Source organism: Brevibacillus sp. DP1.3A, assembly GCF_013284245.2.
In the GTDB taxonomy this organism is placed as follows: Bacteria; Bacillota; Bacilli; order Brevibacillales; family Brevibacillaceae; genus Brevibacillus.
The window spans coordinates 3028544-3054341 of sequence record NZ_CP085876.1 but is presented as its reverse complement, the minus strand read 5'-3'; the positions used below and the strand labels follow the sequence as shown (position 1 = coordinate 3054341).

At 46.4% G+C, this 25798-nt stretch carries 7 protein-coding genes; all 7 read right to left on the bottom strand.

Annotated features, from left to right (window positions below; translation table 11 throughout):
- Positions 1 to 2: 2 nt before the first annotated feature.
- The 7 genes from HP399_RS14330 to HP399_RS14300 all read right to left on the bottom strand — a co-directional run bounded on the left by HP399_RS14330 (position 3) and on the right by HP399_RS14300 (position 25783).
- Positions 3 to 1208, bottom strand: a complete 1206-nt coding sequence (locus HP399_RS14330; RefSeq protein WP_217367738.1) for an efflux RND transporter periplasmic adaptor subunit — start codon at positions 1206 to 1208, stop codon at positions 3 to 5.
- A gap of 91 nt (positions 1209 to 1299) precedes the next feature.
- Positions 1300 to 2583 (bottom strand): MFS transporter, encoded by a 1284-nt coding sequence (locus HP399_RS14325; RefSeq protein WP_173619548.1) that lies wholly within the window; start codon positions 2581 to 2583, stop codon positions 1300 to 1302.
- Between the two features lie 138 nt (positions 2584 to 2721).
- Positions 2722 to 7446 carry a non-ribosomal peptide synthetase gene (locus tag HP399_RS14320; RefSeq protein WP_173619549.1) on the bottom strand — a complete coding sequence of 1575 codons (4725 nt, stop codon included), beginning with the start codon at positions 7444 to 7446 and terminating at the stop codon, positions 2722 to 2724.
- Between the two features lie 16 nt (positions 7447 to 7462).
- Positions 7463 to 23023, bottom strand: a complete 15561-nt coding sequence (locus HP399_RS14315; RefSeq protein ID WP_173619550.1) for a non-ribosomal peptide synthetase — start codon at positions 23021 to 23023, stop codon at positions 7463 to 7465.
- Between the two features lie 753 nt (positions 23024 to 23776).
- The gene (locus HP399_RS14310) at positions 23777 to 24457 is read right to left on the bottom strand and encodes a metallophosphoesterase family protein (RefSeq protein ID WP_173619551.1); all 681 of its coding nucleotides are present in this window, start codon (positions 24455 to 24457) and stop codon (positions 23777 to 23779) included.
- Between the two features lie 173 nt (positions 24458 to 24630).
- A complete protein-coding gene (locus tag HP399_RS14305; protein ID WP_173619552.1) occupies positions 24631 to 25278 on the bottom strand; it encodes a nitroreductase family protein in 648 nt (215 codons plus the stop codon).
- Positions 25279 to 25462: 184 nt separating this feature from the next.
- Positions 25463 to 25783, bottom strand: a complete 321-nt coding sequence (locus HP399_RS14300; protein WP_173619553.1) for a hypothetical protein — start codon at positions 25781 to 25783, stop codon at positions 25463 to 25465.
- Between the last annotated feature and the right edge of the window lie 15 nt (positions 25784 to 25798).

Here is a 25798-nt window from a genome sequence, read left to right as displayed (position 1 = left end):
GGTTACTCCCCTTTCACCGTAACGACTTCTCCTTCGGCGTAGTACGTTATGCCGGAGATTAGGATTTGATTACCTGACTGAAGGCCCGATAGAATCTCGACGTTATTTCCAACAATTTGTCCCACTTGCACGTCGCGTCTCTTGATTACACCATTCTCGACAACCATGACGAAGCGCTGTGTTTCCTTATTGCCCACGCTTTGGACGGGAACGAGCATTCCGTTCACTTTGCGTGCCATCTCTACAGTCGCGACCATCCCCTCGATCAACACGTTGTCTTTATTGGAAACAGCTATCTCTACAAGATACTTTCCCGTTTCCTGGTTAAGTACAGGTGAGATAAATGTAATGGTCCCTTTACTTTTGCCCTTTCCCTCCACTGCCACAGGCACCGTGTCCCCTTGCTTGTAGTTTTCCATCACATCCAATGGGACATCGACCTTCAGCTTCACATCCGAGCTATCAACCAGGTGAATGATACTTTCACCTGGCTGGGCAAGACTACCTGCCTTTTGGGTCACATCGATGACCGTTCCGCTAAATGGCGCGACGAGTTGCGTTTCTTGAAGGGTTTTCTTTGCGAGCTCTACATCACTGGCCGCTTGTTTCAAATCGGCATCTGCACTGGCAATCTCGTTGACTTCCGCACCCTTTAGCAACTTATCCAACGTAATTCGCGCCTCTTGTAGCGAAATCTCGTTTTGCTCTTTTTCCGACTGTGCACTGTCCAGCTCACTCTGCGAAATAGCGGCACCCTTAAACAGCTCTTGGGCTGTCTCCCATTTCCGTTGCGCATCCTTCATGCGCTTTTCCTGGCTGTCCACTGCCAAGCGTTGTTTGCTGATGAGATCGGCGCTTGCTCCTTGCAACGTTTTTGAACGCAACGCAGATGCGCTTTGAACCTGGCTTTGTGCCGCTTCCAGCCCTTTTTGATAATAGTTCGTATTTAATGAACTTAATACCTGGCCCTGTGTCACCTTTGCCCCTTTTGTTACGTTCATTCGTTCAATCGTACCAGAAGCCCCAAAGGCTAAATGGCTCTCCTGTTTGTATTCAACGAAAGCAGTAAGTGGTATCGGCAAGGAATCCGTCTGTTTTACGGTGTGCACCTGCACGATCTTTTGTTTGGTTTGCTCCGTTTCCTGTTTCGTTTCCACTCCACACCCCGTGATGAACATCAGTACAACGGTCAAAACGACATAGTGCATACTCTTCACGTAGAGTCCTCCAAGTAGTTTTGTCATTGTCTTTTTGAATGAAGCTGACATCATATTCTCTCTCTCGTTATTGTGACCTTGCTCAAGCAGACTTGTCTGTCGCAACCACCTGTTCTTCTTTTTTCTTAAAGTATTGACTCACTTGTTTGTTCAGATGAGCGATCAAGGCGATCACGAAAATGACGGCACCTGAGGCCAACAAGAGATACGGCCAATAAACGGCCTCCAGTAAAATACCGTACAACCAGATCCCAAACGGTACGGCCACTCCGGTAAATGTCCCGACCACACCAAACATGCTGGCACGCAAATGCTCAGGCGTGTTCAATTGAACAAAGGTAAAGATCGGGATGTTCCCCATGGAGTTGAAGATGGCGGAGACCAATAAAATCCCGACAAACACGCCCGTAATGATCCACGAGGCGTTACTCGTTTCCGGAACAAAAATAGGAAATACCCACGTCATCAAGAGAATCCCTTGCACTTGAATCAAAAGGAAGATTTTATTCTCAACGTATTTGCTCACCTTTTTCATAGAGACAATAGCCGCTCCGATAATGATCCCGATAAACCAGGAGGACTGAATAAAGGAGAATTGCTCCATCGATACTTTTTCGACTCGATAGGCAATATGCAGCAGCCCTACATACATGAGCGGAGGGAAAATAAAGTTGAGCACAAGGAAAATCAGGAACAAGTACTTGATGACGACCTGTTCACGAATATATTGGAAGACTTCCTTGATTGTTTCTATATAGCTTTGCGTTGTCTCCTGTACAACCTCGGTCTTGCGGAAACGGAGGAACATCTGCATGATCCCTGCTCCGATAAAAGAAAGGCCATCAATCAGCAAAATCATTTCCATCCCGACTAACCCATAGGCAACCGCCCCTACCAAAGGACCCGCTACATTGAGAATGGCACTGATCGCTTGATAAATAGAGTTCATACTTCCTACTCTTTCTTCGTCTACCAGCTCAGGAATGGATGCTTGCAAAGCGAGATACGTAAAGGCCTGAATGGTACTGATCACGAAGGCGTATCCGACAAATAGCCATAGATTCGTGGGAAACTGAAGGAAAAACAGTAAAAACAAGAGAACGAGCGCACCGCTTAGCAGCTCGGTGACAACCATGATTGTTTTCTTGTTGTGTCTATCAATATAGGCGCCTGCAAAAATATTAATCAGCACCCCTGGCAAGTACGAAAAGCCCAAAACAGTTGCAAATGCAGCGGAAGAACCCGTCACATCCGCAATGTACAGGGCAAGAGCAAATTTGTAGACACCGCTACCTAATTCTGTAATGAAACGCGTAAAAGAAAAGAGAAAAATATTTAATCCGTATCCGTATGTTTGGTTGCCCATCTTAACCTCCCTGAATTGTAATCCCTCTAGGTGAAGATCTATATTTCGGCAAGATGAACCCGCTACACCCCACGGACAATAAACCCGGAATAGAGCGGAATCCATCTGCCGATTTCCAATACGATGCCTAGGCGACTCTTAGCGTATGACTAAAGACATCCCTATCAATTTTTTCGCTTCCTCTTCTAAGATCACTCGCAGCTTCCTTTCATCCTCGCGATATGGCAACGCCATAAAAATAGTCATTTTGCCCGTGGATGTATAGGAAGCCTCAAAGAGAATACGCTTCTTGCCTTTTATAAACAGGTAATCGTATTCACTTGGTTGACTCTTGTTCTGCTCACCCAGAAAGTTGCAAATAATAGGTGTCATCTGCATGGATCGGATGAGTGAATGATGGGAAAGAGGATAGTTTTCCGTTACGTCAGGATTTTGCACGAGATTGGTGAAATGGATGTTCCTCTCCTTTGCGAGATCCAACCGAACCTTTACATGCGTTTCCAACTCATCCAGACTCCACGCCGGATCAATATGAAGCGGAATATGATCGATGCACTCGCCAAGCACATCGAAGTAATGGTTCCCCATAAAGGATCTGCCGAAGTTCATGAGGAAGACGGGTGCCTTGTGGACTCCATAACTTCTTTCGCAAAATCTGGCTAAAAGAGCAATCGGAATCCGCGCATTTTCTGTCTCCTGCGGGTTGTCCATATCCACTTCGCAGGTAACAATCGTGTAGCCGTCCAAAGCGGATGAAGATTCGAGCTGTCTTTCTATGGACAGAAGACTATTTTCAAATGCGTGAAGATCGAATTCCTCCATGAGCTGCTGATCTTCGATTCCGACTGGACCTCTAGTAATTTGCCGGACAAAGTCCCAATACGTATTCCGATCATGTTTCGAGAGGTCTGTGCCATTTTCCAACGCTTCGTAATACAGGTTCATATCGTTTTGCAGAACTTCACTGCTGATCAAATCAAAAATGAGATGCGATGCCGGGAATATGAACGAGTACTCTTTCTCGCTCTCTTTCAGCAAGATCACTTTGTATGACAAAGATCCGATCGAATCATGCTGCTTGTAAAAATATTCGCTCAGCAAAAGATGGCGCACCGCTTCTTTTCTGTCATCTGATTCACCCGATACATCAACAACAGGGAGCGCAATTTCACGAGGGCAAGGATATTCTTTCCAATACAGCTCTTCTTCCTCAAAAGCCAACGTGCATCGCAGTAAATGATGCCGCTCCAGGACGTAGAGGAAGGCTTTTTCCAGTGTCTTAGGATCGATCATCCGCTCAAAGCGAATCACTGTTCCAGAAATGTCCTTTTCCTGTACATGATAGCGCTGTGAAGGTGACAGCGGCTGTCGGATAAAAGTCTGCTGATTGACGATTGCCTCCGAATAAAGAAGTAGCTTCTGATCGAGGTCGTTGACGATGCGCTCCTGCCATAACAGGGTTTCCTTCTCATCAAGTGTAGCCTCTTGGAAATGATTCCTCTCTTTTTCCCCTGCTTTTTGCGAGAGATTCAGATATTGAATGGCGTGCGGCTGAATCGCAGGATCACAAGACCTACGCAATAAGGACAGTATTTCTTCGTGTTTGTCCCGCGCATTTTCCTCCACGTACAGAATAGCTCGGTGCTTGCTGCCGAAGGGCACCTCTACATAGTTGCTTCGTACTTGAAAATGATCGTAGATCAAGGTTTCCAGCTCTTTTTTATCTTGCGCTTTTGTAGTGCGAATCCGGTTTACTGTATCTAAATATCCGGCTAGCGCTCTAACTGTATCGTATTGGAAGATCGTTTGAATCTTCACTTCTATGCCTTCCTTATGAAGTCGCGCTACCAGTTGGATCGCTTTGATAGAGTGCCCGCCCAGATCATAAAAATGGTCATCCACACTGATTTCCTGTAGGTCGAGCACTTCTTTCCAGATTTCTGCCAACCTAATCTCCTGCTCTGTAACAGGTGGATTCAGTTGCTTACTCGCCTCCCGGATCATGACAGGCTCAGGCAATGCTTTTCGATCTATTTTTCCATTCGGTGTTACAGGCATTCTCTCAAGGACGTGGATATACGTTGGTACCATATAGGCCGGAAGGGTGGTCAAAAGCTCCTGACGCAAATCTCTGTTCCACTCAGGCTGCTCCCAGACCAGATAAGCGATCAGGCAGGCATCTCCTCCCTGCTCTTTTTTGGCCAACACGACCGCTTCCTTCACTCCTGCCTGGGATAGGATCACGTTTTCAATCTCATCAAGCTCGATACGAAAACCACGTATCTTGACCTGGTTGTCCATTCGCCCCAAATATTCCAGACTTCCATCCGCAAGCCATTTCACCATATCTCCCGTCTTGTAGAGCCTCGAACCAGCAATAAACGGATCTGCCACAAATTTCTCGTTCGTCAATTCCTCGCGATTGATGTAGCCATCAGCGACACTAATACCCGCGATTGCCAACTCACCAGGAATTCCCTGGGGCTGCAAATGACCATGCGCATCTAACACGTATACTTTTGTGTTGGCAATGGGCTTTCCAATTGGCACTTGCTGCGGCAGCTTCTCTTGCCCTTCATACGTCCAGGTCGTTGCACAAATCGTTGTTTCGGTTGGACCGTATGCGTTGATGTATCGGCAATGCGCGCTCCATTTATGGACAAGCTCCCAGTTTGCTGCGGAACCTGCGGTGATTAACGTTTTCAATTTCGGGAAATTTCCAGGCTCCAAATACGTCACAAAGGTAGGCGGAAGTGTCGCGACTGTTACTTCATGCCGCAGCATATACTCACTAAAAGCCTGCGGATCGAGTACGACATCCTTTGAAACAATAACCAATCTCGCCCCCGTCAATACCCCCATCGTAAACTCCCAGACAGAGGCATCAAAGGAGATGCTGGCAAACTGCAACACCTTGTCCTTTTGGGTGATACCGAGATCGTTAATGAAAAACTGTTGGAGGTTGGCGATTCCGACGTGGTGCAGCCTTACCCCCTTTGGCTTCCCCGTTGACCCGGATGTATAAATGACGTAGGCAAGGTCACTGGAACGATGAAGGGTCTGTACATCAGATGTAACGCCGTTGTAAACGCTCCTATCATCAAGATTGATCAACGTTGCTGCAGGGAGAATACGCTCTGCATACGCTACAGTCGGATCATGGACCAAAACAATACTGGCCCCGCTATCTTCGATCATATAGCTGATCCGTTCACTCGGATGGTCGGTACTGATTGGGAGAAAGGCACCGCCCGCTTTTAAAACAGCCAAGATGGCGAGGCTGTAAGCAGTAGAGCGCTCCACCATTACAGCAACAATGCTCCCTGGTTGTACCCCTTTCTCACGCAGCACGTGGGCCAGCGCATCGGATTTGTCATCTAATTCCTGATACGTGTAGGTGCCTTCCTGATCGACCACGGCAATGTGATGCGGTCCCTTTTTGACCTGTTCCTTAAAAAGCTGGTCAATGGTTAGCGTTTGATCAACCAGCATCTCCGTGTCATTCCATTGTTGCAGAATGAGAGCCTGCTCCTCGTCCGTGACCATTTGCATTTTTGCAAGCGGCTGGTCGGGATTGCGGACGACACTTTGAATCAACTGATTCAAGTGCGCTTGCACTCTTTGCAGGTAGGCATCGCTGTAAGCAAGTGCATTATAAATAAAGTGAATTTCTAATTCCTTTCCAGGAATAATGCACAAGTTGAAGTCGTAGCTGGTTTGCTCATATCCTTGGACATCCGTGATTCCGAATAAACCGCCTTTTCCATCTTCGTCGAATGCCTCCTCCGTCAATGGATAGTTTTCAAAGACCATGAGATGCTGAATCAGGTTTTGTTTTAATGCGGTTTCGGACTGAATATCGGCCAGAGACAAGTATTGGTAGCTGCTTGTGGCTGTGGAGAACTGTTGCACCTGCCGAAGTAGCTCCGAAAATGTCTGTTTGCCTTCACTGCGAATTCGCATTGGGATCGTATTGACAAACAATCCAACCATTTCTTCCACGCCAACGAGCTCAGAGGGACGACCCGAAACGACTGATCCGAAGACAACATCATTGGCATAATTGTATCGTTGCAACAACAATCCCCAGAGGGAATGAAAGACGATGCTCAGTGTCACATCATTTGATCTCGCTATCTGCTCCAAACGCGCAGTCGTTTCCTGATCAATGCGAAACACAATCGCTTCTCGTTGGTACCCCTTACCGGTTGAAATATATTCAACCGGTAAAGGAGATTGCTGATCAAATCCGTCCAGACTATCTCGCCAGAACGAGAGTCCCTCTTGTTTGTTTTGCTTGCCAAGCCAAGTGACATAGCTACTGAACGAATACGGTGGAGCCAACTCAGCCTTCTTATTTTGAAGATAAGAGCGATAGATATGGAAAAAGTCTTTGGCGACAATCCCCAAGCACCAGCCATCCATAATAATATGGTGGAAGCTCCACACCATCTTGTATTTTGATTCACTCAATTTCATAACGGTAATCCGAAACAACAGATCTTTCTCCAGATCAAATCTCTTGCTCCGATCCCTTACAAGAAATTGCTCCACAAATGCTTCTTGTTCATCCTGAGTCAGGTCAGAGATGTCCTCAATCTGAATAGCTGCTTCTCTTTGCTTCAACACGATTTGCAGAGGCTTTTTACTTTCTTTATAGTGAAAGACTGTTCGCAGGATATCGAATCTTTCGACGAGGTCGTGAAAGCTCTGATCAAGGAGATCAAGCCGCAACGACTCCTCCATCGTAATCACCGTTTGTTCGAAGTGAACCTCTGATTCAGGATGAAGGATAAAGTGATACAGCATGCCTTCTTGCATAGGTGTCAAGCGGTATATATTTTTTATCTGAACACCATTCAAACCTCATCACCATCTATCATTGAATTTTTTCACCCAGCAGTTGGGAAAGATGATCTAATTCCTCAATGGACAGCTCATCGTATGTGAAATCTGTTGGGCTTTGCTCGACTGACTCTTTCGATAAGCAGTGCGTAATGATTTCTACGATCTTTTCTCGGTAGGCATCCACGAGGCGCTGAATGGTTCCTTCTTCAAACTCTTCACGATGATACGTAAAAGTAAGTGTCAGCTTGCGATTCACCACCATTCCATTCACATCAAGCGCAAAGGATCGAATGGCGGTTGGACTGATTTCTCGGCCCGGTGAAAGGGTGGAAGTCGTCATGCTTCCCGATTCTAGGTCTGTATCGAACTGACCCAAGTAGTTAAAACTGATCTCAGGCTTTACTTGGAACGTTAGCGGAACATCGGCTTGTCTTGCAGACAGATACTGTAAAATGCTGTATCCAATACCTTTGTTCGGCACACGTCGCAGGTTGTCTTTCACCATTTTGATCTGGTAGCCAAGCGATTCCGATCGGCTCATATCCAGTACGAATGGATACTGGGCAGTAAACCATCCGACGGTGCGTGAAATATCGATGCCCTTCACGATCTCTTCTCTGCCATGTCCCTCCAGATTGACGAGCACATGATCTATCCCCGCCCACTCTTTTACTGTCAAGCCCAACGCCGAAAGCAATAAATCATTCACTTCCGTGTTATAAGCCTGGTGGCTCTGCTTCAGCAGCTTTTCTGTGTAAGCTTCTTCCAGCTCGATGGTGACATCTGTTGTATCTTGCATAAGCGGTGCTTCAATCGTTTCTGCCTTTGCCAGAGGAGAGAATGGCATTTCCTCGACCTGCTTCCAATATCCGATTTCCTGTTGAATCTCGCTTCCCCGTGCATATTTTTGCAATTCTTCTGACCACGTTTGGTAGGAATCGGTTTTCATAGGCAAAGCAGGCTCTTCTTTCTGCAGCAAGGACGCATACACCGTATGGAAATCTTCTAAAAGAATCCGCCATGAGACACCATCGACAACGAGATGATGAATCACGATTAACAAGTGATCTCCTGCCTCTGTTCGGAAAAGGCCGAGATTTACCAACGCAGTATCCGTCAGATCGATCCCTTCCTGTATGAGCTGTGCAGCTTGCTCCATCTCCACTACGTTTTGAGCCGGGAACTCCCTGATCAGAATGGGTACCAAGCACTCGTCTAGTTCCCGATGTTTCTGCACAATGTCTGACTCGTTCAATTGAAATTTCATTCGCAAAGAATCATGATGCTCAATCAGCCTCATAAATGCTTGTTGAACCAGTTCTGAATCAAAGCCAGCTTCACTGAACAACATGACAGATTGATTGTAATGATGCGGGTTCTGATGGTTTTGTTCAAAGAAGTTCATCTGGATCGGTGTCAATGCTACTGCTCCCATTACAGGCCCTTGATCAATTTGTCTGGTCAGCGTCTGAAGATATCTTGCTGCACTGCGAATACGTGGGTTTTGGAACAAGTCTTTCAATCGAAGCTCATACCCATGATTCCTCAATCTCGCTATCATCTGAAGAGCTTTAATAGAGTCTCCCCCAAGCTCAAAGAAATTGTGGGTCACACTTACTTGCGCAAGCCCCAGCACATCCTTCCAGATGGAGACCATGATCTGTTCCTGTTCATCGGACGGCTCGACGATGTGTTCCTCCACCAAGAGGGAGCGATCAGGAAGAGGGAGCTTTTTCCGATCCACTTTTCCAACAGCGGTAATCGGCATAGCGTCTAGTCGAACGAAGAAAGACGGGATCATGTAATCGGGCAAATCTTTAGCGAGCAGGTCTCTCCACTCGTCAGCCGCAAGCTCATGCTCTGTCACAATATACGCGCATAAATACTTGGTTCCATTTTCTTCTTCTCTGGCGATAACGATTGCTTCTTTTACCTGTTCTAGCGAAAGCAGCTTGCTTTCAATTTCCCCTGGCTCGATTCGATATCCCCTGATTTTAATTTGGAAATCCCTTCTGCCCAGGAAATGGATATTTCCATCAGGTAAATAGACAGCCAAATCCCCTGTCTTATACATTTTTTCATAGCCGGGTTCCGCGTATGGATTATCGACAAAGCTCTGTCTCGTTAGCTCCTCGTTATGCAGATAACCTAGTCCAAGCGGCATGCCTGAGATGTAGATTTCTCCAGGGACACCTATCGGCACTCGTTTTCCGTACGCATCGAGTAGAAGGATTTTCGTGTTGAATATCGGTTTTCCAATCGGGATGCGATCTTCCTCTCCCGTAATTTGATAGGCAATGCATCCGATACTTGCTTCTGTCGGGCCATACAAATTCGCCGGTGATACAAACTGGAATATTTTCAGGAATTTGGAAACTGTGGACGGAACGATTTCCTCGCCGCCGATAATGATCTTTTTAAGCGATTGTAATTTGCCCTGCAGTTCGAGATTTTCAGCTAACTGATTTACGATCACATTAAAGACAGATGGGACGAAATCAGTTAAGGTAATTTGTTCGTCTTCTATGATTCCAGCCATGTAATCAGCCGAGACAGTCATCCCTGTAGTAGGCAAGACCGTTTTTCCGCCATTGGTCAGCGGCCAGAAGAATTGCCAAATGGCACTGTCATATACATGGTTGGTAGTCTGAAGGACAGATTGCGCTGCGTCTTGTCCAAAGTAATCATCCATCCAGTTAAAGCGGTTGACAATCCCTCTATGCGGTACGACGACTCCTTTTGGTTTGCCTGTTGAGCCAGAAGTAAAAATGACATAGATGGGGTCTTCCGGCGATACGAACAGATTAGGATTTTCAGCTTCCGTTGTCAGGTGCCCCAGATCAATCGCAACCAATTTCGCTCCCAAATCCGTTTCCGTAAAAGTATGGTCAGATTCTACGAATACGAACTCGCTACCCAGCTCGGCAATAACAGACTGGAGTCGATCGACAGGCCACTGAATGTCCAGTGGAGAAAACGCTGCCCCCGTCTTCATTACACCGAATAACGAAATGACCAATTCCAGACTTCTTTCCATAAGGACAGGTACATACTTGCCTTTTCCTATACCGCGTTTCAGCAGATCAGAAGCGACTGCATTGGCTTTCTCGTTCAATTGCTGGTAAGTGATTGTTGAGCCTTGATAGGAAACGGCAATTCGATTTGGATAAAGTCTGGCTGACTCCTCGATGGAAACATGGATCGGTTGTACCACAGGATACTCTCGCTTCGTATCATTGCTGAGCTTCTCCAAGAACTGCACTTCTTCCGAAGGCATGAGGTCAATCTCGCCAACAAGAATATCCATGTTAACAGCTACCTGCCGCAGTACGTTGGTAAAATGGCTGATAAAACGCTCCATCGTTTCAGCTTTAAAGAGACTCGTGCTATATTCGCACTCCACAAAAAAGCTTTCATTTCTCGTCTCGACATTCATGACGATGTCTAACTTGGATATTTTCGTTTGGAATGGATAAAGTTTGACCTCTACCCTGTTCCAATCAAAGGCCGTATCTGCCACATTGTCATAGGAGAACATGGTGTCAAACAACGGATTTCTGCTTGGGTCACGTCGAACTTGAAGCTTTTCTACCAAGTCTTCCAATGGATAATCCTGATGTTCAAACGCCAGTAGTGACTTCTCACTTAGCTCTTGGACAAACTCGCGGAACGTTTTGGTGCCTGCTGGATAATTTCGCAGTGCAAGCGTATTTACAAACATTCCCACTACATTTTGAACGTCGGTGTGGTTTCGTCCTGCCACTGGGGTCCCTACGACAATGTCCTCTTGCCCGGTATATTTGGACAACAAAACGTTGTACGCCCCCAATAGAATGGAAAAGACCGTTACGTTTGCTTCCTTCGCCAAGTCGTGCAATCTACGGGATGCATCCGCCTCAATCTCGCTTTCGACCGTACCCCCTTCAAAACTTTGAAACTGCGGTCGCTGATAGTCCGTTGGCAGATTCATGACAGGTAGTTCCCCGCTGAATTCATCTATCCAGAACTTCTCCTGCCTATGCGACTGGCCCGTCGTCTTGATCTGTTTCAACCAAGCCGAATAATCCTTGTACTGAATGGTAAGTGGTTCTGGATTTCGTCCGTTATACAGTTGATTCAACTCATCAATCACAATGCTCACCGATGTTCCATCTGCTATGATGTGGTGCATGTCGATCAGGAGCAAATGCTTGTCCTCAACCAGTTTGACCAGCTTGACTCGCAATAATGGTGCCTGGCTCAGATCGAATGGTTGAATGAACGTCCGTATGAGATTTTCTATACGCTCAGGACTGTCCTCTTCGTGAGCCTGATCGATGGCAAAACGGACAGAGTCATGGACAAATTGTTTAGGCTCACCATTTACGTAGTCGAAGGACGTACGGAACGCTTCATGCCTTTGGATGAGAGACTGGAATGCGTTTTCCAATGCCGCAGAATCCAGCTGCCCGGAAAGAACCAGAGCGCCTGCCATGTTGTAGGCCACACTCTCTTCATCGAGTGATTGAACCGTAAAAATCCTTTTTTGCGAAGGAGAGAGCTCATAATTCTCTTGTTTTCCAACCGCCTGAATCAAAGGCTTTTCGGCCTGTGTCGATTCAGAAATGACGTGGGCAAAACTTCTGACGGTAGGATTTTGGAAAACGGCTCGCAGCGGAATTTCTACCTGCCACTCCTTGTTCACTTTGGCAAGAAGAATGGCGGCATGCAGCGAATGTCCACCGATTTCAAAGAATCGATCCAGAGCGCCGACTCGCTCGATCCCCAAGACCTCTTGCCATATTCCTGCAAGTTTTCTTTCATTTTCCGTCGCAGGCTCTACATATTCCTCAGAAACCAGCTTAGAAAGATCGGGTTCAGGCAATGCATTACGATCGATTTTGCCGTTTGGCGTCACAGGCAACTCTGCCAATTGGATGATAAAGGTTGGCACCATGAACTCAGGCAGGGAATCGGCTAAAAAGCCCTTGATTTCGGATGTACTTACTTCCTCATCCGTCGTGTAATAAGCGCACAATACAACGGATTCATCTCCCCTTGTCTTCGGGAGCACAATGGCATTGCGAACCTTTTCATGCCGTAACAGTTGATTTTCGACTTCGCCCAGCTCCACACGGAATCCACGAATCTTCAATTGGTAGTCCGAACGACCAACAAACTCCATATTTCCATCTGCCAGCCAGCGCACAATATCGCCGGTCTTATACATGGTCTCGCCAGGACGGAAAGGGTTTTGGATAAAGCGCTCGCGGGTTAATTCCTCTCGGTTCAGATAACCACGCGCAACACCTGCTCCTCCGATATATAGTTCTCCGTACACGCCCACCGGCTGTGACCGCCATTGAGAATCCAACACATAAAATTCTGTGTTTTGCAGCGGTTTTCCGATCGGAACATTTCCGGTTGTCATTTCGGTATCGCCAGCCATTTCGAAGTAGCTGGAATCAATAGCAGCCTCCGTAACACCATAACTATTGATGATTTTGATCTGCCCGAAACGCTCGACCAAGCGGACAAACGCTTCACTTTGGCATGTATCCGAACCAAGAATCAGCAGTTTCAGATGAGTGAGCGGCAATCCATTTTGATAAATGTACTCCATAAAAGGAAGAACAAGAGCAGGTGTCGATTCAAACAAGGAAATTTCATACCGGGTCAACCACTGATATAGAGCCGGAAGATCAATCCTTACATCACTTGGACAAATCACCAAATGTCCACCATGCAGCAGGGCTCTGCACAAATCCCCTGCAAACACGTCAAAAGAGAAACTCGCCATCTGCAAGAGATTCACATTCATCTGTTCTAGTTCGTACTCATAGCGCCATGTATTGGCTACACTCACCAGATTGCGATGCTCGATCATGACCCCTTTGGGTTTGCCAGTAGTGCCGGACGTATAAATGATATAAGCGAGATCGCTCGGTCCAGAGATGGCGTCGAGATTGGACGAATCCTCCCTGTAACTGGCCTCTGTGTCCAGATCGATAATGGCGCCGCTGAAGTCTATTCCGCTCTGTCCATTTTGATTGACCAGCATGACCTTTGCCTGACTGTCTTCCAGCATGAACGAAATGCGGTCCTTTGGATACTGAGGATCAATCGGAACATAGGCTCCACCCGCCTTCATGACAGCCAGAACAGCGACGACCATGTTAATCGAGCGTTCTGCCAAAATCGCAACGGAGCTATTTGGTTTTACACCCTGATCACGAAGCGTTCGGGCCAGACGGTTTGCTTTTGCATTGAGATCCTGATATCTGATCTGCTCTTCCCCGTAAGAGACAGCGACTTGCTCTGCATGGCGTATTGCTTCTGCCTCAAACCATTCATAAAACGTTGGATAGAGAGGAGCGGGTATTTGCTTTCTCGCTTGATTAAAGTCGGCAACAACCTGCTTGACGTCCTCGCTGGACAAGTACTCCAAATCAGCTAGGCAACTCTCATTAGACTGCAGAATGGAGTGAAGAATCTTGGCAAAGTGATTGGCCATTCGCTCAACCGTATCGCGTTTAAACAGATGAGTGCTGTAATCAAATTGGCAAGTGAGCGTTGTCCCATCGTCATGGACATCAAGACTGAAATCAAAGAGGGACACACCTTTTGGATATTCATACGTCGTGACGTTGAAATCATCTGAGGCCACGTCGTCAAAGGATTCATAATGGTAATCAAACATGGTATCAAATAGAGGATTGCGGCTCAAATCTTTATTTAATTGAAGAGCATCAACCAGTTTTTCAAACGGGTACTCCTGATTTTCAAAGGCACGTATGGCTTGATTTTTCACTTCTTTCAGGAAATCCGTAAAGCTCTTGCTTCCTGTCGGATAGTTTCGGATGGCCAACGTATTTACAAACATGCCCATCATTCGTTCCAAATCAGGGTGTTGTCTTCCCGCCACAGCAGAACCGACAATCAGCTCCTCCTGCCCTGTGTATCGATAAAGCAGTACATTGTAAGCAGCAAGCAATACCATGTACAAGGTCGTGTCAGTTTCCCTAGCCAATTGGAGTAACTGCTTCCTGACTTCTTCACCGATCCCCATCGTCAAGCGGTCACCTTCAAAGGATTGAACCGGTGGTCTTTGGTAATCAATGGGTAGCTTCAATACCGGAAGTTCTCCTTGGCTAAATTGCTCAAGCCAGTAATCCTTTTGAGCCAAGAGCTGTTCTGACTGCTCCCTCTCTTGCTCCCATGCCACGAAATCTTTATACGTCACGCCGAACTCAGGCAGTGATTCTCCTCTATACGTATGGAGCAGCTCACGGATAAACAGAGAGACCGAATAGCCGTCCGAAATAATGTGATGCATGTCCACAGCCACAATGAAGCGTTTGGCTGACACTTGGAAGATTTTCGCCCGAATAAGCGGTGCTTTGCTGAGATCAAATGGCTGGATAAAGGTGCGAATCGCCTCATTTACATCCTCTTCGGCCAATTGTTCGACCTCAATATCCAATGGCAGATCGTCATGTAAAACTTGAACGACTTCATTATCTCTGATCACAAAGTTGGTTCGGAAAGACTCGTGCCTTTGTACAACCTGCTGCAAAGAGTGAATCAGACGATCAAGTTCCAGTTCCCCATCCAATTGTAAGTAGCCGGATAGGTTATAGGCGGTTCCCTCATCCAGACCTTGGAGGATGTACATTCTTTTCTGTGCGGAAGAAGACTTATAGTATGGCTGCAACTCGCATGAGCGAATGGGTGTAAAAGCTTGATGCTTGGACGAGTCTACATATTTGGCTAATTCACGTATCGTCTGCGATTGAAAAATTTGATGCAAAGGAATTTGCACGTGGCATTCCTTGTAGATTCTGCTGAGCATGACAGTCGCTTGTAAGGAGTTCCCGCCTTGTTCAAAAAAATTATCATCCAAATACATCGGGGAGCTTCCCAAGATTTCTTGCCAAATGACTCTAATGGTCTCTTCGGTCGCCGTTCCAACTGGCTCTACTTCTCTGCCTCTCGTGCTTCTTTGCCCTGCAAGTCGATCGGATGAATGAATAATTTGGATTTCTCCATTTCCTAGCGGTACAGCAGTTTTCGTTGTTCGCTGCCAATGAGACGGGTCTGCATGCTCGAATCCCCCATCAGCCATATACACCTGTCCGACCGCACCCACAGGGGCCAATTGCTGATACTGATCCAGGACATAGAGGGAAGCTCGTCCTACTCGATCATCTGGCACATCCTGCAATAATTCTGTCCATTCCGCTGCATATTTGCCCAGGTTGCCACTGGATTCGCGTATCATGCTTTCCAACTCGTTGGGCTGTAAAAGCGATAGTGCACGAATTTTTTCCTGATCGTCTTCTGCAATACGATGCAAAAGATTGGCAAAATAGATGCCCCACTGGCGAAGAACCTCCGTGGTTACTACCCCGCTTCGTGCATCCACGTCCACCACAAGCTCTCCGCCCACTTCTGTCACGTTTACAAAAAGATCGTACTTGCTGTAAATGATCCGATTGGGCAACAGCGTAGCCTTCATTTGAGCGAAAGTCAGGTTGTGGAGCGGTCGGTCCATATTGAACAACACAGAGAGCTCTGGCAAGTTCTGATGCGGCAAATTCTCAGCTAATGCTGCGAAGGAGTAGGCTTGATGCTTTTCCATCTCCGCAACCGCTTGTTTCACTCGGGACAAATAATCCGCAGCCGTATCATTGCCGTCAATCTCCGTGCAAACCGGCAACAGATTGACGCAGTTTCCGATCAAGGACATTTTGCCGATATGAGATTGACCCGCAGTAGGAATCGCAACAACCATTTTTCTATTTCCAAGAATACGATGAAGGAAGAGGTTAAAAGAAGCCAGTAAGGTAATAAACAGACTGTTCTTGTTTTGAATGCTTCTTTTTCTTGCCTTCCTTGTGATGTTACTGTCGATCTTGAAGGTAATACGCTCGCCTGTAAAAGATGGCTTTCCCGTTTCTCGTTGCTCTAAAGGAAAAACGAGCTTGGGGATTGGATCAGCGAATTTTTCGTTCCAGTACGTGAGCGCATCCTGAAACGCTGGATTTTGCATCTGATCTTCTTGCCAGTTTCGGTAAGTAGAAAACGGTGTAGAAGGCTCGAGCGATATTGCTCGTCTCTGTGTAAGGGCCGAGTAGATATCATCCAGCTCTTTTATAAAAACAGCCATAGACCACCCATCCGCAATCATATGATGGAAGGTGTAGGAAGTCAGGAATTTGGCGGTAGCCAGCTTGATGACACTTACCCGATACAGGGGCTCCTCAGAAGACAGTTCAAATGGTGCACCTGTTTGTTCATCCAACAGCTGATTCCTTTTTTCTTCCTGTTCCTCAGACGAAAGGTAGCTCAAATCCACGAATCGAACACGTATGTCTCTCTTGGGCAGTACCACCTGATACTCTCCGTTGGAATCAATGATGGTTCGCAACGCTTCATGGCGATCCACCATGGCTTGGACAGCCTGCTCAAACACAGGGATATCAAGCTCACCTTCCACCTGAAGGGAGATAGTCTCGTTAAAAGCTGCAGATGCTTCCACGCGATATTTGACTGCAAACCACATTTGTTTCTGTTCAGGGCTAAGAGGGAGCCTCAGTTGTTCCCCCACGCTTTCCACAAGCGTTGCCTCTGGCTTTTGCCCATCCCGTCTCGTAAAGTTTGTCATTTCGACGACTTGATTTTGTTTCCGTCCACCATTCGGAGAAGTTGGGGGTGGCTCCGGCAAAAAACCTCCTCGTCTCAGATCATCAATACTTTCCTTCACCGCATGAATCAGTCTCTCGATATCCTCATCCGTGTGGGCAGTGGAAAGGAAGCAATTTCTGCCCTCCCATATATAAATGCCCTTGCTGATCAGGTGATAGAAGAACAATTCTATATCGGTAAACGATACGAAGCGGAACAAGGAACCGCAATTGATCATCTGGATTGGAATCTGCTCGCTCTTAAAATACGCGTTAAGTGTTTCTACCAAGTAGAGGGTCTTTTGAGTCAACGCTTCCTGAAGCTTCGGCCCCTGTTCTTTCAAATATTCCAGCGTAGCGATCGCAGCATGCATCGTCAGTGGATGCGTACAAAACGTTCCGCCCACAAACGTCTTTTTCTCGGCATTTACCGGGTAAGAATGATCTCCAAAATTCCAGGTGCCCCCGTCTACTGCATCCATGAACGCAGCTTTACCGGCCACAACACCGATCGGCATGCCACCACCCGGAACTTTCCCATACGTAACGAGGTCTGCTTCTATTCCATACCACGCCTGTGCGCCACCAAGATGTATGCGGAATCCCGTAATGATTTCGTCAAAAATAAGGGCAGTGCCTGATTGGCTTGTAATCTCCCTGACTTCCTTCAAGAATTCCACTGGCTGCAGATCTGGACGTCGGCTTTGAACAGGCTCAACTAATACTGCGGCCAGTTCATGGGCGTGTTTTTTGATCAGCTCGATTGATTTTGGATGGTTGTAGTTTAAGACTAGGACGTCATCCACCGTATGCTGCGTAATACCTGGTGCCATTGGTATGGCCTTCCCGTCCTGGGACTCAGGATCAGCAACCGTCAGAACCCCGTCAAATGTACCGTGATAGGAGCCGGAGAATAATGCGATTTTCGAACGGCCTGTAACGGCTCTGGCCAAGCGAAGTGCCACCATTACTGCCTCTGTCCCCGAATTGTAAAAGGCGACACGCTCTACTCCTGTTAACTCGCTGATTAAATCTGCTACCCTTCCAGCTACATCCGACATAGGACCAAGTGGAGGCAGATCAGATTGAATCTGCTCCTCCAGCTTTTTCATGATAAATGCGGGATTATGACCGAGTAGGTTTACACCGAAACCCATCGTCAGATCGACATATTCATTTCCATCTAGATCCCACATTTTTGAACCAGCTGATGCTTGTGTAATGATCGGATAGACCATTTCCTTCCAATACGAACGGAATCCAGACACATTGCGATTGTTGGCATGAACAAATCGATGCTCTTGCGTATACTTCTTGGAGTGCTTTGTCTTTTCCGTATAGCTTTGAATGAATGCGTTTAGATACTCTCTTTGTGTCGGTGTAAAATTGCCTCGTTCACCGATCATCAATGGCTGATACGGTATAAATGGCTTCTGGCGTTCCTCTTCATTCCCCTTGGCGGGTGGTTTACCTTCGGGTTTTTTGCTCTCGGGAGCAACAGGCGCAGATTCAGCTTGTTGCTTTGGTACAAAGCTTTGTTCTTGATTCAATAGCTCCAATTGTTTTTGTAACAGCGTAGCCATTTGGTTTTGGTGTTCAGACAAGAGCGAAATCTGCTTTTCGATAATGGTTTCAACCGCCCCTGTGCTTCTCGAGACTGGCATTTTCATGGTTTGTTCTCTCGGCTCTGACTGTTGAATATTCTGAACGTCATTCTGTTCCACAACTACGTTTGCTATCGGTTGCTCGATTGCCATCCATTCCATTTGTTTGGCAGAAGCAACAGCGGGGCTACTGGATAGCTCAAGAGCGATGTGCGCTGCTAGCTTATCAACGCTAGTAATTGTTTCAAACAACTCTTGGGCCGGAATAACCACACCAAACTTTTCCTGAATTTCACGATTGATTTGTACGAGCATAATAGAATCCAAGCCTAGCTCCAGAAAATGAAGGGATGGATCAATTTCTTCTACAGCAAAACCTGAAGCATGATGAACCAACTCTTTCAGAACTTTTGCGATTGGCGCAGTTCCTATCTCTGACACAGTAGCACCTCTGTTTCCGCTTATAGTATTCATCTGTTCTGGAATGATGGTGATCACATCATCTGTAATCCAAGAGCGATGCTGATCGAAAGGATAAACCGGCAGTGGCATTTTTCTTCTCTTTTTGCCATCTCTGTAGAACGCATCCCAGTCAACCGTAGCTCCCTGTACATACAAGTCGCATAATGTCGCTGCATACGAATACTTCATCTCAGTACTCGCCGTGGGGTACTTTTCCTGCACATCCAGAGCGGATTGACTCAACAGATGAACGGTTTCTTCTGGAACGCGCTTTTTACCAGGTGAGAAGACAAAAACATCTCGGTCATTTTCAAGCCGAACCGCCAATCGGTCGAGCTTTTGTTCGAAATCACTGCGACTATGCAAAATGAGCGCAATCCGATAGGGAAGCATTTCTCTTCCGGTATTTGCTGTATAGCACAAATCAGACAGAGAAAGCGGGCCGCTGGAAGAAAGAAACTCCCGATATTTTTGAATCAGACGTTGAAGGGCTGACTCGGATTTGGTCGACAAGGTAAACACTTGCACCTCATCTGAGACTGTCATCTCCGTTTCATTAACTGGCACATATTCTTCCAAAATAACGTGGCTATTGGTCCCGCTAAACCCAAACGAACTAACCCCGCATCTCCTCGGATGTCCATCTGTTTCCCATTTTTCCAGTCTGTTTTGCACATAAACTGGCGACTTTTCAAATGCGAAATTCCGATTCGGTTTCTGGAAATGGACGAGGGCCGGCAGTTCTTTGTGCTTTAACTGCAAAGCAGCCTTAATCAAGCCAGCAATTCCCGCTGCTTCATATAAATGTCCAATATTCGCTTTGACAGTGCCGATTCCACAAAACTGTTTCTTCTGTGTATATTGTCGGAATGCTCTCTGAATTCCATCCAGCTCAACGGGGTCCCCCAGCTTTGTTCCCGTTCCATGTGCCTCTATATAGCTAATCGTTTCAGGGTCGACTTGCGCATCCTCCCAAGCGTCTACGATCAATTCTGCCTGGGCCTGTGAGTTCGGTGCGGTAATCCCGACAGTAACACCGTCTTGATTAACAGCGCTTCCCTTAATCACGGCATAGATGTGATCCCCGTCCTCGATGGCTTTTTCCAAAGGTTTTAACAGAACAGTAGCTACTCCTTCACCCCAACCCGTTCCATCAGATAGATCGTCAAACGCCCTTGAACGGTTGTCAGAGGATTCCATTCCAATTCCAGCCTTCAGCGCCAACAGGATGGTTTTGACTCCACCTGCCAATGCCATCTCACACTCACCGTTTTGGATAGCCTTGCACGCCATATGAACCGCAACTAAGGAAGAAGAGCATGCTGTATCCACGGTGACAGCAGGGCCGCGCAAATCAAGCAAGTGTGAAATGCGGCTTGCAATAATGGAAGGAAGGTTGCCTACTGCATAAGAGGGCAAATCCTTGGGACTTACCACTGACAAAAGGCGTTCGTAATCGTATCCCAGCTTGGAGAAGCCGACATACACCCCTACTTTTTCTCCTGAAAGCTTGTGCCCGCCATAGCCTGCATCCTCTAGCGTATTCCAAGCATTTTCAAGGAACAGCCTTTGGTTGGGGTCCATTAGCTTCGCTTCTTTCGGGGTGATCGAGAAGAACGAATAGTCGAACTTATCGATCTCCTCTAAATAACCACCCTCCACAAGGGCAGGATTGCCCTGTTCACCTCTTACCAGCGATACATATTGTTCTGTGTCCTTTCGTCTCTGTCCATGAAGCTCATGAATGCAATCCTTTCCTCCCCGGATGTTTTGCCAAAATTGATCCAGATCCTGAGCCTGCGGGAACTTACAAGAAATCCCGATAATAGCGATATCCTTTTGTTTCTGTTGGCTCGTATCTGTCTCTTTTATGCGATCAGTCGCTTGATCGTCGTGGAAGAGACTGTGAGAAAGCTTGGAAATCGTCGGATAGGCAAACAAATCTGTTACTGCCAACGTAATCCCCATCTCTTCTTCTATCCGCCCTGCTAACTGGGTCAACTGCATAGAGGACACGCCTACATCAAAATAACTGTCGTTTGGTCCCAATCTGTCTGATTGAAGCACTTCGCGGCAAATAGCAAGCAATTGTTTTTCTAATTCTTCGCGCAAGTGAGGGGATTTATCCGTTCTTTCCTCTTCTACCTGTTCGGTAATTCGTCGTTGCATTTCGTCGGAAACATCGTGAAATGCTCCAGACTGATACTCCCTAGCTACTCTATATCGTTCGACTTTTCCACTCGTTGTTTTGGGGATGCGCTGAATCGGCAAGACCTCACTTATTCTCCATCCGGTTCGCTCGTTCAAATGCGTTTTCACTTTCTTAGAAAGCGCAATGAACTCGTCTACACTTTTCCGATGAAGGACAAACACAAGAATATCCTCTTCTTTGCTTTTCTCGTTGAATACCCCGCAGGCAACGACCTTCCCAAGCTCGACTCCTTCGACTTCTTCAGCAATCCGCTCAATATCATGCGGATAAACGTTTTGACCATTCACGAAGATGATGTCTTTCGCACGCCCCGTAATGACAAGACGTTCCTTTCGCATAAAACCCAGATCCCCTGTTCTGAGCCATCCATCAGCCGTCATTACATTTGCGGTGGCAGCAGGGTTGTTGTAGTATCCAGCGGTTACATTCTTCCCTCTAATCTGGATATGGCCAACAGTATCGCTTGGTAGATCTTGATCCTTGTCATCACATATTCTTACCTCGCAAAAATCAATGGGGTAACCCACTTCTACCAGTGTGAGAGCATCTGGATTTGTTTGATCCGTCATCTTGATAGGCTTTCCTACCTGGATAAACCTACGATCCAGAGAAAGCGTTGTAAAATGCAGGTTCTGATCCGGAATCGTTACTCCCACAGAGGCTTCAGCCAATCCGTAGCACGGGAGCATGCTCGTTTTCTTCAATCCATAAGGGCTCATCTGATCTAAAAACTGATGGATCAATTCTGAAGCAATGGGTTCTGCTCCATTTAAAATCGTGCGAAGCGTAGACAAATCCCACTCTTCTGCCACTTCCGGTTTAAACCTAGACAACACATATTTATATCCAAAGTTCGGAGAAGAAGAAATCGTCGCCTTGTGCTCGCTTACTTTTTTCAGCCATAGCGTAGGCCGCCTGATAAATAGTGAGGTATGAATAAAATAATGCTGAACTCCTGCATACAACGGGGATAAATGGAACCCGATCATTCCCATGTCATGAGTTAAGGGCATCCAGCTTAGGAATGAGTCAGACTCAATCGTTCCAAGTCTGTTATTAATCGCACGCACATTATGGACAAGGTTTTCATGCGTCAGGGTAACCCCTTTCGGATCTCCTGTAGACCCAGATGAAAATTGAATAAAGGCCACATGATCAGCAGAAGGGCAGTAGATTGTGCCCTTCTCTTCTTTTTTCCCGGTCTCATCAAGCAGGAAGGACTTCGACCTCAATGATTCCAATTCCGTCAGGTAGTTGTGTTTACTAAAGAAATCCTCCAATCGTTTCCAGACGCTGTCTGTCGTAATCAGATACGGATTGATTAATGTCTGCCAAACCTTTAACAGCTTAAGACGATGCTCTTCGTTATCCCCTACAGAGATAGGAACAGCAATCATTCCACCGAGTAAGCATCCCCAAAAAAGGCAGACAAAAGTTCGGAGATTACTATCCTCAATTTGAAAAACGACCTCATCACCAGGCTTGATTCCGTGTTTTTGGAGGACAAATAAATAACCGAGGGCTTCTTCATACAATTCTTTATAGGAAACAAACACCTCATTCTGGTCTCCCAAAATGAAGGTAACGCCTTTATGGTCCTCGTTCTTCCACAATTCCAGCGCTTCTACTAATGTCTGAACAAAATGCAAAGCGTTGTTCCTCCCTTGTCCCGTGTTTGATAGTTTCTAGCACTTGCCTGGTGAGCATAACCACTCCAAATGCTCCCTCTTGCTCCCCACGTGTATACAAGAGAAGTGAATTTCCCCAAGCCGTGACTCGTTGTATGAATCGCCTGTCCCCCGCTTTCTTTTCCGGGTAGCAGATAGGCTGGTACCCGGAATAAGAAAACAGCTATTCCATTCTGAATATTAGGAACCTTTACCCGGAAACAAAATTCAGCCAATTCCTTTTCTTTCCGCACTTTTGAATGCAGCGACCAGAAATACGCTACTTACTTTCATTTCCATTTATTGATTTTTCTTGAAGTGTTAAACAGTAAGAAACCATCGCCATAATGAGATGGGTGATTCTTACCTTTTTCCAGGAATGAATGTATCGATCAAAGTTTTTTTTAATGGCTGGTTCTTTTGTCTTTTCTGGGAGTGGAATAAGAGCGACAATTAGAGTAACGGTCACATTGCAGCGAGTATGGCAGGGGAAATTGGTCATTGATTTGCAAATATTCACGTGGGCTAATATGATGATAAACAATAAGAATATGAGTGAGTTGGGAATATTTTACTATCCCAAATATTAGAAGACAAGCCTTTAATTATTAATTTTTGCAATTTATTTAAATAAAATTCATTACAATATTACTCTGAACTTATCTTGACGCACATCAAAAAAGGCTTTCACCCGCTCTTTGTAATGAGAGGTGGAAGCCTTTCGTTCTTGTTCTATTACTCTACCGAGTAAACCTTTCGGCTGGGCAGCTCCAAGCAATGCAGACGACCGCCGAATACGGCACCTCCGTCAATGCCGATGATTTTATTTTCACCGTAAAACACATCATGTTTACCGTGCAAAGAACTGGTTGGCGTGTGACCAAAAACAACAGTCTTCTCACCCTGGTAACCTTTATGGAATTCATCACGTATCCACATCAGCAGGTACGGGTCAGTCTCTGCAACCGGAGTCTCGGGATGTACACCCCCGTGAACAAAAATATAATCATCGGTTTCATAATAGCAGTCCAAGCCAGCCAAAAATTCCAGATGCTCTTTGACTGAAGAAGTGATTTCCAAGGCCTCCGGTGCGCCAGACTCCGTATCTGCTGCGGCATGACCATAGCTCGCCAACGTCTTTTGTGCGCCGTTTCGGAACCATCGTTCGATAAAGACAGGGTCTTGGTCGAATGACTTAACCATCATATGATCATGATTGCCCATCAACACGATTGCCCCTTCTGCATGGAGCTGTTTTACCTTGTCGACGACTCCTTTCGACTCTGGTCCACGGTCTACATAATCACCTAGCAGGATCAATTGATCGTTTTGTGGATCGTACTGAACTTGCTCCATCAACGATTCCAGTTTCTCCAATTCCCCATGAATATCGCTGATTGCCAACAATCTTTTCATCCTACACCCTTCTTTCGCTCGTCTGCGGCTTCTCTTTCGTTACTGTCGTGTCTCCCTATTGTACGCCCCATTTCACCTGATTGCCAGCATGTCTGGCCCTCGAAAGCTTGCAAACGTGAAAAAAGCCCAGGCCCAAAATCCTATCAGGCCAAGGCTATTCCATTTCTCCATGCTTATTTACTCGGCATCTCATTCCAGAACGTAATCTCGTCTACATCCAGGCGAGTAGTCGGATGACCAGGCTCTGCCGCCTTGCCGACTGCAATCAACATGACCGTTTCATATTGTTCTGGGATTTGGAAAGCTTCCTTAAATTTCTCGCTGTTATAGCCTCCCATTGGCACCGTGTCATACCCTCTTGCCTTGGCAACGAGCATCAATTGCATCGAGACGAGACCTCCGTCTACCAAAGCAATTTCCTTGATGATTGCTCGATCCCGATTCTCATAACGCTTGTTAATGTTGTCGATGAGTGTAGCTTTTACTTCCTCTGTCATGTAGCCTGCTTCTACCGCTTTTTTGTAAATGCTCCCGGCTTGCTTGTAGCCCTCATAATCAGCCAGGACTGCAATAATCGCCGCAGCCTCTACCACCTGCTTTTGGTTAAATGCGATGGGGAGCAGCTTCTCTTTCAATGGCTGTTCATCGATAATCAAAAACCGCCATGGCTGGAGATTGGAGCTGGAAGGTGCCAAAGTCGCTTCTCTCAACATTTCCTTGAGTTCATCCCGTGAGATTTTTGCTGTTGGATCGTAATGACGTACGGAACGACGCTCCCGAATGACGTCCATAAAAGCCTTTTGATCGATGACTTTTTCCATGATTCTATCCCCCAGTGGTAAGTATGCCAATTCAGTAAGTTACTAACTTTATTACGCAACAACTCGTGTTCAAACTGTATCATATACTCCAATTCGCTGGCAATCTTTTTATATGCAAAAAACGCTTTGGCAAGCCGCTCACATCCTGTCATGAATGCAAGCGCGTCACCAAAGCGTTTATTTGTTAAACCGGAGAAAAAGCGGATAGAACGGCTGGCTGTCTCACGATGTCTCCATTCGGGAGCTCGACAACGAGATAGCCACTCCCTTCGTCCTCAGCTACTTCCCAACTCAATGAAAAAGCTTTGCGGCTAAATGCTTCCTCTTCGTCCAGACAACCAAGCATCGTCTTCAATGTGTCTGACGTAATCGGCACAGGCACACTTGCTCCTTGCTCTTGTGGAAGAGAGAGCAGTTTCGGCGCGTCTTCGAAATATTGCACAGTATCAAGGAGCAGAGAAACCTGCTGCCAGCTTAGCGGTGAAACAAAGGCTTCAAACGCCATCTATTCATCATTCCT

Coding starts and splice junctions, on each gene's coding strand:
- HP399_RS14300 (WP_173619553.1), bottom strand. CDS start 25,783: ATGGCGTTTGAAGCCTTTGTTTCACCGCTAAGCTGGCAGCAGGTTTCT.
- HP399_RS14330 (WP_217367738.1), bottom strand. CDS start 1,208: ATGCACTATGTCGTTTTGACCGTTGTACTGATGTTCATCACGGGGTGT.
- HP399_RS14305 (WP_173619552.1), bottom strand. CDS start 25,278: ATGGAAAAAGTCATCGATCAAAAGGCTTTTATGGACGTCATTCGGGAG.
- HP399_RS14310 (WP_173619551.1), bottom strand. CDS start 24,457: ATGAAAAGATTGTTGGCAATCAGCGATATTCATGGGGAATTGGAGAAA.
- HP399_RS14325 (WP_173619548.1), bottom strand. CDS start 2,583: ATGGGCAACCAAACATACGGATACGGATTAAATATTTTTCTCTTTTCT.